Below are 15,989 nucleotides of genomic sequence, written 5' to 3' on the forward strand. Positions count from 1 at the left end.
CTGGCGGTGCTTAGATGTACCCCATGATCGATCCCGCACTCGCCGACGCCGGTCTCGGTGACGCCGAAGACGACGACTTCGACGCCATCGAGTCCCCGGACTCGTTGCTGCCCGACCACCGCTACCTGGATCGCGAGCTGAGCTGGCTCGCGTTCAATCAGCGCGTGTTGGAGCTCGCGGAAGACCCGTCGCTCCCCGAACTCGAGCGGGCGAACTTCCTGGCCATCTTCGCCAGCAACCTCGACGAGTTCTTCATGGTGCGCGTCGCAGGCCTCAAGCGGCGCATCATGACCGGTCTCGCGGTGCCGACGAACATCGGCCGCTCCCCCGTCGACGCGCTGGCCGACATCTCCCGTGAGGCGCACGCACTGCAGCTGCGCCACGCGGACGCGTGGAACTCGCTCGTGCGCCCCGCCCTCGCCGAATCCGGTATCGAGATCACGGACTGGTCCGAGCTCACGGACGGCGAGCGCTCCGCGCTGTCCGACTACTTCCAGGCGCAGGTGTTCCCGGTGCTGATGCCCCTCGCGGTCGACCCGGCGCACCCGTTCCCCTACATCTCCGGACTCTCGCTGAACCTCGCGATCCGCATCCGCAACGCCCGCACCGGGCGCCAGGAGTTCGCGCGCATCAAGGTCCCGCCGATGCTCCCCCGCTTCGTGGAGGTTCCCGGCGCCGGCGAGATCAAGCGCTTCCTGCGCCTGGAGGAACTCATCGCCAACCACCTGGGCGACCTGTTCCCGGGCATGGAGGTGCTCGACCACCATGCGTTCCGCCTCACCCGCAACGAAGATGTGGAGATCGAGGAGGACGAGAGCGAGAACCTCATCCAGGCGCTGGAGGCCGAGCTCCTGCGCCGCCGGTTCGGTCCGCCGATCCGGCTCGAGATCACCGATGACATGGATGACGTCACGATGGATCTGCTGGTCCGCGAGCTCGACATCACGGACCTCGAGGTCTACCGCCTCCCCGGGCCTCTCGACCTCCGCGGACTCTTCGACCTCTCGCGCATCGACCGGCCCGATCTGCGCTACCCGCCGCACCTGCCCACCACGGCGGTGGCCTTCCAGCCCGCGGGATCGAGCGCACGGGCCGACATCTTCAAGGCGATCCGCAAATCGGACGTGCTCGTCCACCACCCGTACGAGTCGTTCACCACGAGCGTGCAGGCCTTCCTCGAGCAGGCCGCCCGTGACCCGCATGTGCTCGCCATCAAGCAGACCCTGTACCGCACCTCCGGAGACAGCCCCGTCGTGCAGGCCCTGATCGACGCCGCTGAGGCCGGCAAGCAGGTCCTCGCGCTGGTCGAGGTGAAGGCCCGGTTCGACGAGGCCAACAACATCGTCTGGGCGCGCAAGCTCGAGAAGGCCGGCGTGCACGTCGTGTACGGCCTCGTGGGACTCAAGACACACTGCAAACTCGCCCTGGTCATCCGCGAGGAAGAAGGGATGCTGCGGCACTACTCCCACGTCGGGACCGGCAACTACAACCCCAAGACCAGCCGCATCTACGAGGACTTCGGGCTCTTCACCGCCGACGCACAGGTCGGCAAGGACCTGACGCGCCTGTTCAACGAGTTGAGCGGGTACGCCATCGAGAAGAAGTTCAAACGACTCCTCGTCGCCCCGCTCCACCTCCGCAAGGGACTGATCCGCCAGATCGATGCCGAGCGCAAGAACGCGGAAGCCGGGATCCCCGCCCACATCCGCATCAAGGTGAACTCGATGGTGGACGAGGAGATCATCGACGCGCTGTACCGTGCGAGCGCCGCGGGCGTGAAGGTCGACGTCTGGGTGCGTGGCATCTGCAGCCTGCGCACCGACCTGGACGGCATCAGCGACAACATCACGGTGCGCAGCATCCTCGGCCGCTATCTCGAGCACTCGCGGATCTTCGCGTTCGAGAACGCCGGCGACCCGCAGGTGTACATCGGCAGCGCGGACATGATGCACCGCAACCTCGACCGTCGCGTCGAGGCACTGGTGCGCGTGACCGACCCCGCACATCTCAAGGAGCTCCGGACCTTCTTCGACCTGGCGATGAACGACGGCACCTCGTCGTGGCACCTCGGCGCCGACGGCGTCTGGGAGCGCCACGCCGTGGATGCCGACGGAAAGCCCCTGATCGACCTGCAGGATAAGACCATGGGGTTGATCCAGCGGCGCCGCCGCGCACGGGCGGTTCGATGATCCGGCGGCAGCTGCAGCTCCCGCCCGACTCCGAGACGGGGTCGAAGTGGGCCGACAAGGCGGTGTACGCCGCAGGCGCCGTGGTCTGGCGGATCATCGACGGCAAGTTGCGGATCCTCCTGATCCATCGCACCAAGTACCGGGACGTCACGCTGCCCAAGGGGAAGGTGGATCCGGGAGAGATGCTCGCCGAGACCGCCGTGCGCGAGGTGCACGAGGAGACCGGCATCCGCGTCTCCCTCGGTGTTCCCATCGGAGTGAGCCGCTACCACCTCGCCTCCCGCAAGCAGAAGGTCGTGCACTACTGGGCGGCCGAGGCGACGGAGGACGCGATCCGCGAGTCCACGTTCGTGCCCAATCGGGAGATCGCGGCGCTCGAATGGGTCAGCGTGAAGAAGGCACGCAACCGACTGAGCTACCCGGTCGACCTGGAGATCCTCGACTTCTTCTCCAACCTGGTCGATGACGGCGTGCTGCGCACCTTCCCCGTGATCGTGCTGCGCCACGCGAAGGCGCTCTCGCGCTCGGACTGGGACCGCTCGGACGCTGCGCGCCCGCTCACCGAACGTGGCCGCACCCAGGCGAAGTCCATCGTCGGGCCGCTCCGCGCCTTCGGTGTGCGCAAGATCGTCACGAGTGACGCGGTGCGTTGCGTCGCGACCGTCACCCCGCTCGCGAAGGCCCTCGGTCGGAAGCCGGTGCAGACGGAGAAGATCAGCCAGGACACCTGGGAAGACGGCGCGGCCGATCTTCGATCCGTGGTCGGCCGACGAGTGCGGTCCGGAAAGCCGGCCGTGCTGTGCAGTCACGGTCCCGTGCTCCCCGGGCTGCTGTCGGAGATCGCCCTCGCGACCGGCACCGTCACCGGGTCGTATCTCGGCAGCGCCGCCGACCTCGAGCCTGCCGCGTTCTCGGTCGTGCACCTGTCGTCCACCAACCCCGGCTCCGGCATCATCGCGATCGAGACGCACATCCCGAAGGTCTGACGAGTCGACGGATTCCGGACACCACCGCCGGAATCACGCGGAAGCACCCCAGAGAGTCGCCCGTCGTTCACCTGCCGTTCACCTGCTCGGGAGAGTCTCGTTAACCGTCGCCCATAGCGTCACTGTGTGCCCTGCACCGGGCCCCACCCATCCAAGATCGAAGGATCCACAGTGAAGATCTCCCGAATCGCACGAATCGGCGCCATCGGCGCCGTCGCCGCTCTCGCTCTCGCCGGTTGCGCCGCGAACGAAGGCGGCTCCGGTTCCACCGAAGCTCCCACCGATTCCACACTCTCCGGAACGATCGACGCCACCGGTGCGTCCTCGCAGGCGGCCGCTCAGGAAGCCTGGGTCGCCGCGTTCCAGACCGCGAACCCCGACGTGACCGTCAACTACGAGCCCACCGGATCCGGTACGGGTCGCGAGAACTTCCTCGAAGGCGGCAGCAACTTCATCGGCTCCGACCGCGCGTTCAACGACGAAGAGGTGGCCGCCGGGGGCTTCGGCGCCTGCACGACCGACGACATCGTCGAGGTCCCGCTCTACATCTCGCCGGTTGCCGTCGCGTTCAACCTCGAGGGCGTCGACTCCCTCAACCTGGACGCCGCGACCATCGCGGGCATCTTCGCCGGCACCATCTCCAACTGGAACGCCCCGGAGATCGCCGCCCTGAACGACGGCGTCGAGCTGCCTGACCTGGCCATCTCGCCCGTGCACCGCTCCGACCCCTCGGGGACGCAGGAGACGTTCACCAAGTACCTCAACGCCACGGCAGGTGACGTCTGGACCTACGAGCCGGCCGACGTGTGGCCGATCCAGGGTGGCGAGGCAGCGCAGGGCACCTCCGGCGTGAAGCAGGCCATCACGGCGGGCAACGGCGCCATCGGCTTCCTCGACGCTTCGCAGGCCGAGGGCCTCGGACAGGTCGCTGTCGGCGTGGGTGGGGACTTCGTCGCCTACTCGGCCGAGGCTGCCGCCAAGCTCGTCGAGAACTCGCCGCTGGTCGAAGGCCGCGGCGCAGGGGACCTCGTCTTCGACGTCGACCCCGCCACCGCTTCGGACGGCGCCTACCCGATCGCCCTGGTCAGCTACCTCATCGGCTGCGAGCAGTACGAGGACAGCAACGTCGCGGAGCTCGTGAAGGAGTACTTCACCTACATCGCGAGCGCTGAGGGCCAGGACGCTGCGGCCGAGAACGCCGGCAGCGCACCGATCTCGGACGGCCTGCGCGATCAGGTCCTCGCCGCGATCGACCTGATCCAGGTCGGCTGATCACGCCGACACGCTGACACGGTGCCCCCGCGTCCCGACGGGGCGCGGGGGCACCTCCCGGTCAGTATCCGATCCATATCGACCCGGCCCGAAACAGGGAGATCATGAGCACGACAGCCCAGGCGCCGACACCGACGCCGACCAAGGCGCCACCTGCGCCTATCAAGGCGAAGCAGCGACTTGGCGACCGGGTCTTCTCCGGCACCGCGCTCGGGGCGGGGATCGTCATCCTCATCGTCCTCGCGCTCGTCGCCGCCTTCCTCTTCATTCAGAGCCTCCCCGCCTTCGAGCTCGACACCAGCGACAACCACATCCTCAAGGGTGAGTCCTTCTGGTCGTACGTGTGGCCGCTCATCTTCGGAACGCTCTGGGCCTCATTCATCGCGCTCCTCATCGCCGCTCCCATCGCGATCGGCATCGCGCTGTTCATCTCCCACTACGCCCACCGGCGTCTCGCCGCGGTCCTCGGCTACATCATCGATCTGCTCGCCGCCGTTCCCTCCGTCGTCTTCGGACTCTGGGGCGGCCTCGTGCTCGCCCCACTCCTGCAGCCGATCTACGCCTGGCTGAACGAGAACGCCTCCTGGGTCCCCTTCTTCGGGGGCCAGGTGTCGTCGACCGGGAAGACGATCCTCACCGCGGCTCTCGTGCTGGCAGTGATGTGCATCCCGATCATGACCGCCATCTGCCGCGAGGTCTTCCTGCAGACCCCGAAGCTCCACGAGGAGGCAGCCCTCGCCCTCGGTTCCACCCGATGGGAGATGGTGCGTATGGCCGTCCTGCCCTTCGCTCGCGGCGGCATGGTCTCGGCGGCGATGCTCGCCCTCGGCCGGGCACTCGGCGAGACCATGGCTGTGACCATGGTGCTCTCCCCTTCCGCGGTGGTCACCTTCCTGGTACTCACCGCGACGAACCCCACGCCGATCCCGGCCAATATCGCCCTGGCCTTCCCCGAGGCACACGACACCGGAGTGAACACGCTGATCGCCACCGGCCTCATCCTCTTCGTCGTGACCTTCGCCGTCAATGCGCTGGCGCGATGGATCGTCGCTCGCCGCGCCGAGTTCTCGGGAGCCAACTGACATGACCGTCCTGACCGCCGCTCCCGCGAGCACCGCGCCGCTCACCTCGGGCAAGCTCCCCAAGTGGGCTCCGTGGGCGCTGCTCGCGGCATCTTTCGCCATCTCGGCCGCGATCTTCGCCGTGGCCGCTGCCGGTTCCAGCCTCGCCGACTTCAACATCGTCGGTACCGTGATCTGCGGGATCCTGATCTACATGGTGATCATCACCGTGATCTCCTCCATCGCGGAGAGTCGCCGCAAGGCGATCGACAGGCTCATGACCGCACTGGTCGCGACAGCCTTCCTCATCGCGCTCCTGCCACTCATCTCGTTGCTCTGGACGGTCGTCGCCAACGGCATCGAGCGCTTCGACCTGGAGTTCTTCTCCTACTCGATGCGCAACGTCGTCGGCGAAGGCGGTGGAATCGTCCACGCCATCTGGGGCACTGTGCTCATCACGCTGACAGCCACCGTCATCTCCGTACCCATCGGCCTGATGACCTCGATCTACCTCGTCGAGTACGGCCGCGGGAAGATCGCGAAGGCGATCACCTTCTTCGTCGACGTGATGACCGGCATCCCCTCGATCGTGGCGGGTCTGTTCATCTACGCAGTGTTCTCGCTGCTGGTGCGCCCGGGCATCTCGATGGGATTCATGGGAGCTCTCGCGCTTGCCGTGTTGATGACCCCCGTGGTCGTGCGAGGCAGCGAAGAGTTGCTGCGCATCGTCCCCAACGAACTGCGAGAGGCGTCCTACGCCCTCGGAGTGCCGAAGTGGCTCACCATCCTGAAGGTCGTGCTGCCGACGTCGATCGCGGGCATCATGACGTCGATCATGCTGGCCATCTCGCGGGTGATCGGAGAGACGGCGCCGCTTCTGCTCACTGCCGGCTTCACCCAGAGCCTGAACACGAACATCTTCAACGGGCAGATGATGACGCTGCCGGTGTTCGCCTACAACCAGTACATGAACCAGGGCACGAACCCGGACGCGGCAATCGCCCGCGCCTGGGCCGCCGCCCTCACCCTCATCCTCATCGTCATGCTGCTGAATCTGCTCGCCCGACTCATCGCGAAGCTGTTCGCACCCAAGCTCGCCGGCCGCTGAGCGGCGGCCCACCCGGAATAGGAAACACGTGTCCAAGAGCATCGAAGTCAACGACCTCAACGTCTACTACGGCGACTTCCTCGCCGTCGAAGGCGTCTCCCTCGACATCCAACCGCGCAGCGTCACAGCCTTCATCGGCCCCTCGGGCTGTGGCAAGTCGACGTTCCTTCGCACCCTCAACCGCATGCATGAGGTCATCCCCCGCGCACGCGTCGAGGGCGAGGTCCTGCTCGACGGCAAGGACCTCTACGGGCCCGGAGTCGACCCGGTGCTCGTGCGCCGCCAGGTGGGCATGGTGTTCCAGCGGCCGAACCCGTTCCCCACCATGTCGATCAAGGAGAACGTACTCGCCGGGGTCAAGCTCAACAACAGCCGCATGTCGAAGAGCGACCAGGATGCCCTCGTCGAGAAGTCCCTCACGGGTGCGAACCTGTGGAACGAGGTCAAGGACCGGCTCGACAAGCCGGGTTCCGGGCTCTCCGGCGGCCAGCAACAGCGACTGTGCATCGCCCGCGCGATCGCCGTGTCGCCGCAGGTCCTGCTGATGGACGAGCCGTGTTCGGCCCTGGACCCCATCTCGACCTACGCGATCGAAGAGCTCATCAGCGAACTCAAGAACGAGTTCACGATCGTCATCGTCACGCACAACATGCAGCAGGCCTCGCGCGTGTCGGACAAGACGGCGTTCTTCAACATCGCCGGCACCGGCAAGCCCGGCAAGCTCATCGAGTACGACGACACCATGTCGATCTTCACCACACCCTCTGTGCAGGCCACAGAGGACTACGTCTCCGGCCGCTTCGGCTGACCCCTCGCCGCTGGGACTTCGAAAACCCAGACCATTCGCGCTCGTGACGGCGTGTCCCCCAGCGACACGCCGCTCTGAGTCCCGATGGTCTGGGTTTTCGCACATCCGAGGGTCGTGTGCGACGACTGCACCGGAGGGAACACAGCGACTTCGTTCACTTCCGTTCACCACGTCTGGATGGGGAACGCGGGAACCCCCCGGTCGGCGTGCGAGGACTGCGTGATGCACTGGGATGAGGGCCGGGTCCGTGTCGGCGAAGCCGCGCCGGGTACACGACACTCCGGTTCACCTACGAGCTCATCATCGACGACTGGCCGCTCGTGGAGGCCGCGATCCGGGGTGCTCTCGCACGCGGAGCACACCTCGCCCCGGCTCTCCTCTGACGACTGCGTGGCACGCCGACACGGGGTGTGGCGTGCCAAAACAGAGACGTCTCGCGCACGTCACGGCGTGTCTGGTGGGGCACACCGCAGTGCGGACGGATGCTCTCCGTTTCGGCCCAGCGAACCGGACCGAGGAGAGGCTTCAGTCGCGGGGAGAGAGCAGGTAGCGGTTCAGGTCGGCTGTCAGGCTGGGGTCCACCGGGAGAGAGGCACCGTCGATCGCGGTGATGGCTGCGGCGAGGCGGACGCTCGACACCAGCCAGGCCGCATCCGCTCGCGGGAGATCCGCTGCCGGGATACGGTCGTAGGCGGTCTCGAAGCCCTGCGCCGCGAGGTGCTCGTACACGCTGAGCTGGGTCGTCCCGTGCAGGATGCCCCCGTTCGGCGCCGGGGTCACGAAGCGGTCCCCGAACCGCAGGATCAGCGAAGCCGTGGGTGCCTCGAGCACGAAGCCGTCGCTCGAAAGGAAGATCGCATCGTCCGCGCCGCGGCGGTGAGCCTCACGCAGGGCCGCCATGTTCACGGCATACGACAGGGTCTTGGCGCCCAGCAGCAACCACGGTGCCCGCTCGGCCGCGCCGAGGTCGTAACCACGGTCCAGAGTGACGACGCGCACCCCGTTCTCCCGCACGGCGGAGAAGTCGGGCGCCGGTGCAGCCGTGACCCAGGCCGTGGGAGTGGGCCCGTGCTCGACGCCACGACTGAGGATGAGCTTGATGACGGACTCACCGGATCCGAGCTGTGCCGCCGCCTCGTCGATGGCCTGATGCCACTGCGCGAGGTTCGGTGCGGGGAGATCGCACAGGCGCGCGGAGTGCGCGAGCCTCTCCAGATGCGGGACCACTTCCTGCGCGTGCCCGTCGACGACGCCGATGGACTCGAACACGCCGTCACCCCGCTGGGTACTGAGTTCACCGACGCTGAGCGCCGGCGCCGCCGCATCCACCTGGGTGAACGTGTCGGCATAGTCGGAGCGCTGCTCCTCGATGTCCACGGGATCGATCATGAATGCGAAGCGCCCGGTCATGATCCGAGCCTAGAGGGCGGGAATACCCACGGCTGCATCGCGTTACAATTGAATGGCCGGGCCGCATAACCCCGGGCTCCATTTTTTGCCGCTACGAGCGGCCTTCCGCCGAGAGGCGTTCTTGCGGCCCGGTCTTTTCTTGTCCAGGCGCGCCGAACGCTGCGGAAGCACCAGCGCTCCCCCGGTGAGGATCCGCTCAGCTGAGGGCTCCTGTGCGCCACAGCACGGCCGAAGCTGCCAGATCCTGCGCATAGCTGCTCAAGCGGAGTGCCCGCGTCGTGAGCTCGCTGGCGCGCGCAGGCTCCGTCGGCTCGTAGTCGTCGGCGGTATGGGTCGCACCGGACGCCTGCACACGACAGAAAGCTGCGGCGCGATCGAGTGCCACGGCGAAGTCGCCGCGGAAGGCCCCGCGCAGGATGGTGTCGATGAGGGCGACGAGTTCCTCCGGCCCCGCCGGCACCGGAGCACCCGCGATCACGGTGTCCGCCGACGACAGTTCGACACGGCCCCGGTCGTAGAGCAGTGCGGCCATGCGAGCGTCCGCGTGGATCGCGAGCTGCAGCACGTAGAGACGCCACAGTGCTCCGGGAAGCGTACGCGATGGTGCCTTCGACCAGAGCTCGGCGATCTCGTCGATGCCGTGCTCGGCTGTGAAGGCCACAAGTCGCTCGGCGCTCGCGCCGCTCTCGTCCGCGCGTACACGGGTCAGCAGCGCGGAAGCCGTGGCGTGCGCGACACGGGTCTCCTCGGCGGGATCGTGCGAACCGACGATGTTGTCGAAGGCGGTGGTGGGGCGACGCACGGGGCGGTGGTGCTGCTCGGGCATCCCTCCAGGGTACGCGCGATCGACGACGGTCAGGCCGTGGGGATGACGATGACCGGGTCCGTGGTCGGCTGGCCCGTCGGAGATCCACCGGCCTGCTCGACGGTCACGGCGATCGCGTCGCCCGCCTGCATCTCGCCCGTCAGGAGCGCCGTGGCGTCGCCGCCGTCCACATCGAACACACCCGCCGAGACCGGGGCATCACCGCGGACGAACCAGAGCTCGTATGTCTCCCCCTCTGCAGGGGTGGGGATGCCGTCGGCGACCAGCACGGCCTTGCCGACCGAGGCGGACCAGTGCGCGGTCGCCGAACCCCCGTCATCAAGGGCGACCGTCGCCTGCTCGGCGTCTCCCGCGGCCTCGATCTCCTGCAGCGCGACCACGCTGGCGGGAGGATTCAGTTGCTGGTTGAGGGCGACCGCACCGATTCCGACGCCGACCAGCACGGCCAGGCACGCCGCCAGGGCGAACACGCTCCGCGTCCAGCGGCGCTGCTTCGGCTTCTGCTCGGCACGAGTGTCGATGGCATCGCTCTGGGTGGCGACGGGGGCGTTCGTGATCGCCGAGGTGGCATCCGGATCGGACCGCGTTCCGCCGTCCTGGGGCAGGTCCGCGATCTGTGCGAGCAGCGCGGATCGGATGTGCGCGGGAGCAGTGACCGGTTCGACGGGGTCCGCGAGTGACGCAGCGGTGGCAGCATCCTCATCCACGGTGTCCTCCCATTCCGGGTGCTCCGCGAGGGCAGCGAGGTACCGACGCTCGTCGTCTGCAGACAGCGAGTTCAGCGCGGCACCTGCCGCGAGCTCCGCGAAGTCCTTCTCGTTCATGCCGTCACCCCCATCGCCGTGCGCAGACGGGTCAGCCCGTCTCGCATCCGTGTCTTGATCGTCCCCAGCGGCGCGCCCACGAGGGCCGCGATCTCGTTTTGACTGTAACCGCCGTAATACGCGAGGACGAGTGCTTCGCGTTGCGCTTCCGGAAGCCCCGAGAGCGCTTCGACGACCTTCCCTCCCTCTATCCCCAATTCGACCTGCTCCGCGACACTGTCGTGCGCGACGCCGATGTCCTTGAATCCTGCTCGTACGTCTCGGTCGGCGCTCGACTGCGATGCACGCACCCGATCAACGGCCCGGCGATGAGCGATCGTCATGATCCATGCTCGTCCCTGACCTCTGTTCGGAGCGAAGCGCGAAGCGGATTGCCAGATCTCCAGAAAGACCTCTTGAAGCACTTCTTCGCTCTGCGAGCGGTTGACCAGCACACGGAGGATGAGGCCGAACACGCGAGAGGAGAGCAGATCGTAGAGAGTCGCGAAGGCAGCTTGATCACCTGACGCGACGCGGACGATGAGGTCGGCGACAGCATCCTGCGTCGCTCCGTCCTCGGGAACGTCGAACCCATCGATGACCATCCCTATAAGCATGCCGTATCTCCGCCCCGGTCTCGCGCAGACGAGGCCGCTGCCGGAGCGATTTCAAAGATTTCTGAGATTCTTCCCATCCGATGCCGCAGGGGCTCCGAACAGCACTCGACGCCACGGAGAGGCCGTGGCTCAGTTCTGAAGGAGCTCGACATGTTCAGCACCAAGAAGAAGGTCACCGCAGCGATCACCCTCGGCCTGGCGAGCGCATTCCTGCTCTCGGCCTGTTCCATGGGCAGCGGCAGCACCACGGACGAGTCGTCCGAGCCGAAGGCACCGGAGACGTCGGAGTCGACGCCGACGGAGATGGACCCGGCGGCGAACCTGGTCGGTCCCGGCTGCGCGGCATACGCCGACGCCGTGCCGGACGGCGCAGGATCCGTCGAGGGCATGGCCCAGGACCCGGTCGCGGTCGCGGCCTCGAACAACCCGCTGCTGACCACGCTGGTCTCGGCGGTGAGCGGACAGCTCAACCCCGACGTCGACCTGGTCGACACCCTGAACGGCGGCGAGTTCACCGTGTTCGCACCGGTGGATGACGCCTTCGCGAAGATCGACCCGGCCACGATCGAGGCCCTCAAGACCGACAGCGCCACGCTGAGCTCGATCCTGACCTACCACGTGGTCCCCGGCCAGATCGAGCCGGCCGACATCGACGGCATGCACAAGACCGTGCAGGGCGCCGAGCTCGAGGTCACGGGCAGCGGCGACGACCTGATGGTCAACGACGCGAAGGTCATCTGCGGTGGAGTCCAGACCGCGAACGCGACCGTGTACCTCATCGACACGGTCCTGATGCCCCCGGTATCCTAAGCCGGGCGCTGTCGGGTGGGAGGACACCCGACGCACGCCCTTCTCGGGAGTAGGGGGAGGATCCTGAGAAGGAGAGAAGGGCCGTCAGCGGAGTCATGTCGCTGACGGCCCTTCTTCTTGCGCACTACACTTGACGCAGGGGCCTCTAGCTCAGTCGGCAGAGCATCGGACTTTTAATCCGCGGGTCGTGGGTTCGAGCCCCACGGGGCCCACCGCAGCACGAGCGCACCGAACCCGTTCAGGATTCACCGTCGTGCATTCCTGCCAGCAGCTCGTCACGGATCTCGGCCACGCCGCTCGGCAGCGTCTCGCCTTCGAGGTCGAACACCGGAGCGTCCGGGGTGCCGCCGATCGCGCACACCGCGACACTGTCCTGCCCGTTCAGGGTCTTCGGGATCACGACGAACCAGAGCGACTGCCCGCCGAGCCATTCCGTGGTCGCCATGTCGGCGAAATAGGTCGCATCCGGCGCGAGACTCCGAGTCTTCTGCGTGCACAGCTCCACCAGTTGGGCGGTCGCGAATGCCGTCGCAGACTCGGTCGGCTGTGGTGTCGCCGTGTCGATCGGAGATGACGTCGGCGAAGGCGCGGCGGTCGACGCGGTCGGCGAGGGGCTCGGCGCGGGCTCAGGAGCGCAGCCGGCGAGCAGCACGAGCACCGGCACGAGGACGAGGGCAGAACGGAAGCGCATGGCTGGATGCTACTGCCTCCCCACTCCGATCCGACGGGAGCGCTCCGCGACCGCCCGACTCCGCCTCTAGCATCCTCCCCCGCTCCCCGGCCACCCCCTTCACTCCTCGCTCGTTCCGGGAGAGGGTCGACTCGTCCGCATCCGCGGGCGACTCCCCACGAAAGGATGAACGATGACCCTCACCGGCAACCGAGTGGCGTTCCTGGCGACCGACGGATTCGAGGACAGCGAGCTCACCAGCCCGTGGGAGGCGGTCACCGCCGCGGGCGCGAGCGCGACACTGATCGCCCCGGCGGGAGCGGCGATCACAGGGAAAAACGGTCACGAGCAAGCCGTCGACCTGCTCGCCTCCGAGGCGGCGGCCGACAGCTTCGACGCCCTCGTCCTTCCCGGCGGTGTCGTCAACGCCGACCACCTGCGCCTCGACAAGCCGTCGATCGCGCTCGCCCGCGCCTTCTTCGACCAGCACAAGCCCGTCGGCGTGATCTGCCACGGCGCCTGGATCCTCATCGAGGCGGACGTCGTGGACGGCCGGACGCTCACGAGCTACCCGAGCCTGACCACCGACCTCCGCAATGCCGGAGCGACCTGGGTCGACGAAGAGGTCATCGTGGACGAAGGACTCGTCTCCAGCCGCACACCCGATGATCTCCCGGCCTTCAACGCGAAGCTCGTCGAGGAGATCGGCGAAGGGAAGCACGCGGGCCAGACGGCCTGATTCCGCGCCTCTGAGGCCGAAACCTCGGCCTCAGAGGCGAGCCCGATGCCGACGGACGGCCGCACGGTTGGCGCAGCGCACGGAGCAGAACCGCTGGCGACCGTTGCGCGTCACGTCCGCCACGACATTCGTGCACGGCGCGGCCTGGCAGCGCCCGAGCCTGCTCATTCCCCGGGTGACGAGATGCAGCGACGTGCCGAGGCTGATGATCGCCCGGAGCACGTAGGGCAGCGACGGCACGTCATCGCGGTAGTGCAGGTGCCAGCCTTCGCCGTCGTGGTTGGTCAGCCGTGGATACGCGGCGGCGGCGGCGAGCTGTGCGTTCAGCAGTAGCGCCCTCGCGTCGGCATCGGACTCGTCGACGATCGCGAGCCAGTCGTCGATGACCGCTCGGACTTCCGCATGGTCCTCGGGCGCCGGCGGGAATGTCTGCGTCATCCCGAGGGCGAGGGTGCGCTCCTCGATGCCAGCGCGATCCCTTGGCCAGTCGTTCGCCAACGACGCGGCCAGCAGGACCGCATACTCGCCGTAAGGGTTGAGATGCATAAGACCATTACATCACGCTGGATGCATGACCTCGCCGAACACTCTCCCGATCCCCCGCCTCCGACCGAAGACCGCGACCCATGAACACGGCTGGCGGGTGGAATCCCGACACCCGACGAGCGAGGGCGTCGTGCTCTACGTGCGCTGTGCGGACTGCGGATCCCGACGTGTCGACCTGCAGGCGCACCCTCACACACCACCCGTCGGGGTGAGCGGGGAACTCGGTGGTGCAGGGCGCTGAGGCTCAGACGTCGACGATCTCACCGTTCCGCGGTATCCACGGGCCACCGGTCGGTCGAGCGAAGACGAGGGGGACGCCACGGGCATTCCCCAGGAGCGAGTCCGACACCTGCACGTGCAGGTGAGGTTCGGTACTGTTCCCCGAGTTGCCGCACTCACCCAACTTCGCGCCCTGGAGGATTCTCTGTCCCCCACGCACTTGGATGCTTCCCCTCCGCAGGTGGGCGAGCAGCACCACTCCCTCAGGCACGCGGAGGACCACGTGGTTGCCCGCGATCGCCGGCGCCCCCGCACGGATGCGCGAAGATTGCGTGAGTGCATACCCCAGCAGCGACAGCGGGGATCGCCTCGCCACGTGATCCGGTTCGCCATCGTGGGTCGCCAGCACCTCTCCCGTGACCGGGCTGAGGATCGGCCGCCCGAAGCCCACGAAGGTCTCCGGTCTCTCGGTTCCGATCAGACTCGCGAGTGTGCGCGGCGCGCTACGCCCTTCCGTGTCGACGGGCACGAAGTCGATCGCGTGGGAGGTTCCGAACAGCTCGGTGCCATGGCTGGGCACGCGGGACGCCGGACTGTTCTGCGCCTTCCAACGCCCCTCGAAGGGCAACGCGAGTTCGACGGCGCCCGCGGGGATCACGCGGCCAGCTCGATGAGCGCACGGATCGTGCGGAGGTTGCGCGCTGTGCCCGCCACGCCGAGCGCACGGTCGAGCACCGCCTTCGTCAGCTTCGTGGAATGCACGCCGCCTTCGCCGTAGTCGATCCACAGGTCGTCGTCGACGAGAGCGAGGCGCTCTGCAGGGCGCAGGTGTTCCTCCAACGCTGCGAGCGCACCACTCGCAGGACGCCCCTCCAGGAACATCGCGTGCACGAAAGTCACATCCCCTTCGGGAAAGGGCTGCGCGGATTCCGACGAGACCAGCTGCGCATGGGTCCGATGGATCACGGGGGTGTCCACCCCGAACTCGCGGTGGATCACGGAACGGACAGCAGCGCGTACGGCCTCGGGATCCGACGGAGTCGCGCAGACGATGTTCCCGCTGGCGATGTAGGTGGAGATATCGGCGAGGTCCGTCTCGGCTGCCAGCACGTCGCGCAGCCGCCCCATCGGAACCCTGTTGCGTCCGCTGACGTTCACGGCCCGCAGCAGGAGGACGCTATGACTCACGCGTCCGCGCTCAGGACCAGTTCCGCGCCGGCATGCACGAGCTCGGCCAACGCGGTCTCACTCGCCTCCGGAGCGACCCCCGCGACGAGGTCGGTCAGGATGCGGACGTGGACACCGTGGGCGATCGCGTCGAGGGCTGACGCACGGACACAGTGATCCGTCGCGATCCCGACGACATCCGCGCTGAGCACCCCGGCCGCCGCCAGTACCTCACCGACGGTCTCCTGTGCTTCGGTCTCCCCCTCGAACATCGAATAGGCGGGCTTGCCCTGGCCCTTGCGGACGTGGTGGGTCACGGAATCGGTCACGAGGAGCGGATCGTAGTCGGCCCCCGGGGTCCCGGCGACGCAGTGCACCGGCCAGGAGTCGATGAAGTCCGGCGTCTCGGCGAAGTGACCCCCGTTGTCCCCCTCGGCGTCATGCCAGTCGCGGGAGGCGATGATCACCTCGTAATCCGTGGCGTGCGCGGCGAGGTAGCCCGTGACGGCGGAGGCCACCGCATCACCGCCCACGACCTCGAGCGCACCGCCCTCGGTGAAGTCGTTCTGCACATCGACGATGAGAAGCGCTCTACTCATACTTCGAGGTTACGCCGTGGGGACGGGAAAGGCCCCGTGATGTTCTTCGCATCACGGGGCCTTCGGAGCCGCTTGTCAGAATCGAACTGACGACCTTTTCATTACGAGTGAAACGGTGTAGATCGAATCGCGCCCACAAACCCTTGATTTCTAGCCAGC

The 15,989-nt window shown here is 67.3% G+C and carries 18 protein-coding genes and 1 tRNA gene; 10 read left to right on the forward strand and 9 right to left on the reverse strand.

All coding sequences use genetic code 11. The features are described from left to right. Window positions 1-23: 23 nt before the first annotated feature. From LVJ59_RS16445 to pstB, 6 genes are all read left to right on the forward strand, one after another. Window positions 24-2,189: an RNA degradosome polyphosphate kinase gene (locus LVJ59_RS16445; protein WP_047521544.1), complete on the forward strand. Its 2,166-nt coding sequence runs from the start codon at window positions 24-26 to the stop codon at window positions 2,187-2,189. Beyond that, window positions 2,186-3,175, forward strand: coding sequence for an NUDIX domain-containing protein (locus LVJ59_RS16450; protein WP_232763817.1), 990 nt, complete (start codon window positions 2,186-2,188; stop codon window positions 3,173-3,175). Before LVJ59_RS16445 ends, LVJ59_RS16450 begins: the two co-directional genes overlap by 4 nt. Before the next feature lie 171 nt (window positions 3,176-3,346). After that, window positions 3,347-4,447, forward strand: coding sequence for a phosphate ABC transporter substrate-binding protein PstS (locus LVJ59_RS16455; protein WP_047521546.1), 1,101 nt, complete (start codon window positions 3,347-3,349; stop codon window positions 4,445-4,447). Window positions 4,448-4,551: 104 nt separating this feature from the next. Continuing rightward, a complete protein-coding gene (gene pstC, locus LVJ59_RS16460) occupies window positions 4,552-5,529 on the forward strand; it encodes a phosphate ABC transporter permease subunit PstC (protein WP_134351957.1) in 978 nt (325 codons plus the stop codon). Between the two features lies 1 nt (window position 5,530). Beyond that, window positions 5,531-6,616: a phosphate ABC transporter permease PstA gene (gene pstA / locus LVJ59_RS16465; protein WP_232763818.1), complete on the forward strand. Its 1,086-nt coding sequence runs from the start codon at window positions 5,531-5,533 to the stop codon at window positions 6,614-6,616. 28 nt (window positions 6,617-6,644) lie between these two features. After that, window positions 6,645-7,424: a phosphate ABC transporter ATP-binding protein PstB gene (pstB, locus tag LVJ59_RS16470; RefSeq protein WP_047521552.1), complete on the forward strand. Its 780-nt coding sequence runs from the start codon at window positions 6,645-6,647 to the stop codon at window positions 7,422-7,424. Window positions 7,425-7,949: 525 nt separating this feature from the next. Here the strand turns inward: pstB and LVJ59_RS16475 are convergent. The 4 genes from LVJ59_RS16475 to sigK all read right to left on the reverse strand — a co-directional run bounded on the left by LVJ59_RS16475 (window position 7,950) and on the right by sigK (window position 11,080). Next, entirely contained in the window at window positions 7,950-8,834 is an 885-nt protein-coding gene (locus tag LVJ59_RS16475; protein WP_232763819.1) for an aminodeoxychorismate lyase, read from the reverse strand. A gap of 196 nt (window positions 8,835-9,030) precedes the next feature. Beyond that, a complete protein-coding gene (locus tag LVJ59_RS16480; RefSeq protein WP_232763820.1) occupies window positions 9,031-9,660 on the reverse strand; it encodes a DNA-directed RNA polymerase subunit beta in 630 nt (209 codons plus the stop codon). Between the two features lie 29 nt (window positions 9,661-9,689). Next, window positions 9,690-10,484 carry an anti-sigma factor gene (locus LVJ59_RS16485; RefSeq protein ID WP_232763821.1) on the reverse strand — a complete coding sequence of 265 codons (795 nt, stop codon included), beginning with the start codon at window positions 10,482-10,484 and terminating at the stop codon, window positions 9,690-9,692. After that, window positions 10,481-11,080 (reverse strand): ECF RNA polymerase sigma factor SigK, encoded by a 600-nt coding sequence (sigK, locus tag LVJ59_RS16490; RefSeq protein ID WP_208526474.1) that lies wholly within the window; start codon window positions 11,078-11,080, stop codon window positions 10,481-10,483. The genes LVJ59_RS16485 and sigK overlap by 4 nt, the downstream gene beginning before the upstream one ends. A gap of 150 nt (window positions 11,081-11,230) precedes the next feature. Here sigK and LVJ59_RS16495 point away from each other — a divergent pair, with 150 nt between their 5' ends. Together LVJ59_RS16495 and LVJ59_RS16500 are read left to right on the forward strand one after the other, a co-directional pair. Continuing rightward, window positions 11,231-11,890 carry a fasciclin domain-containing protein gene (locus LVJ59_RS16495; RefSeq protein ID WP_232763822.1) on the forward strand — a complete coding sequence of 220 codons (660 nt, stop codon included), beginning with the start codon at window positions 11,231-11,233 and terminating at the stop codon, window positions 11,888-11,890. Between the two features lie 139 nt (window positions 11,891-12,029). Further along, a tRNA-Lys gene (locus tag LVJ59_RS16500) sits at window positions 12,030-12,102 on the forward strand. Window positions 12,103-12,128: 26 nt separating this feature from the next. Here LVJ59_RS16500 and LVJ59_RS16505 read toward each other — a convergent pair. Beyond that, window positions 12,129-12,581: a hypothetical protein gene (locus LVJ59_RS16505; protein WP_232763823.1), complete on the reverse strand. Its 453-nt coding sequence runs from the start codon at window positions 12,579-12,581 to the stop codon at window positions 12,129-12,131. Between the two features lie 172 nt (window positions 12,582-12,753). Here LVJ59_RS16505 and LVJ59_RS16510 point away from each other — a divergent pair, with 172 nt between their 5' ends. After that, window positions 12,754-13,299, forward strand: coding sequence for a type 1 glutamine amidotransferase domain-containing protein (locus tag LVJ59_RS16510; protein WP_047521566.1), 546 nt, complete (start codon window positions 12,754-12,756; stop codon window positions 13,297-13,299). A gap of 30 nt (window positions 13,300-13,329) precedes the next feature. On the opposite strand, the gene LVJ59_RS16515 is transcribed toward LVJ59_RS16510, so the two are convergent. Further along, window positions 13,330-13,845 (reverse strand): CGNR zinc finger domain-containing protein, encoded by a 516-nt coding sequence (locus LVJ59_RS16515; RefSeq protein WP_232763824.1) that lies wholly within the window; start codon window positions 13,843-13,845, stop codon window positions 13,330-13,332. A gap of 25 nt (window positions 13,846-13,870) precedes the next feature. Between LVJ59_RS16515 and LVJ59_RS16520 the strand changes: the two genes are divergently transcribed. Continuing rightward, complete coding sequence (locus LVJ59_RS16520; protein ID WP_232763825.1) at window positions 13,871-14,086, forward strand: hypothetical protein; 216 nt, start codon at window positions 13,871-13,873, stop codon at window positions 14,084-14,086. A 3-nt stretch (window positions 14,087-14,089) separates the two neighbouring features. Here the strand turns inward: LVJ59_RS16520 and LVJ59_RS16525 are convergent, their stop codons facing one another. The 3 genes from LVJ59_RS16525 to LVJ59_RS16535 are packed head-to-tail and all read right to left on the reverse strand — an operon-like array spanning window position 14,090 to window position 15,830. Continuing rightward, a complete protein-coding gene (locus tag LVJ59_RS16525; protein ID WP_232763826.1) occupies window positions 14,090-14,722 on the reverse strand; it encodes a M23 family metallopeptidase in 633 nt (210 codons plus the stop codon). After that, window positions 14,719-15,252 carry a DUF1697 domain-containing protein gene (locus LVJ59_RS16530; RefSeq protein WP_232763827.1) on the reverse strand — a complete coding sequence of 178 codons (534 nt, stop codon included), beginning with the start codon at window positions 15,250-15,252 and terminating at the stop codon, window positions 14,719-14,721. The genes LVJ59_RS16525 and LVJ59_RS16530 overlap by 4 nt, the downstream gene beginning before the upstream one ends. Next, entirely contained in the window at window positions 15,249-15,830 is a 582-nt protein-coding gene (locus LVJ59_RS16535; RefSeq protein WP_232763828.1) for an isochorismatase family protein, read from the reverse strand. The genes LVJ59_RS16530 and LVJ59_RS16535 overlap by 4 nt, the downstream gene beginning before the upstream one ends. Window positions 15,831-15,989: the final 159 nt, after the last annotated feature.

It is taken from the genome of Microbacterium sp. KKR3/1 (assembly GCF_021272365.1).
GTDB lineage: Bacteria > Actinomycetota > Actinomycetes > Actinomycetales > Microbacteriaceae > Microbacterium > Microbacterium aurugineum.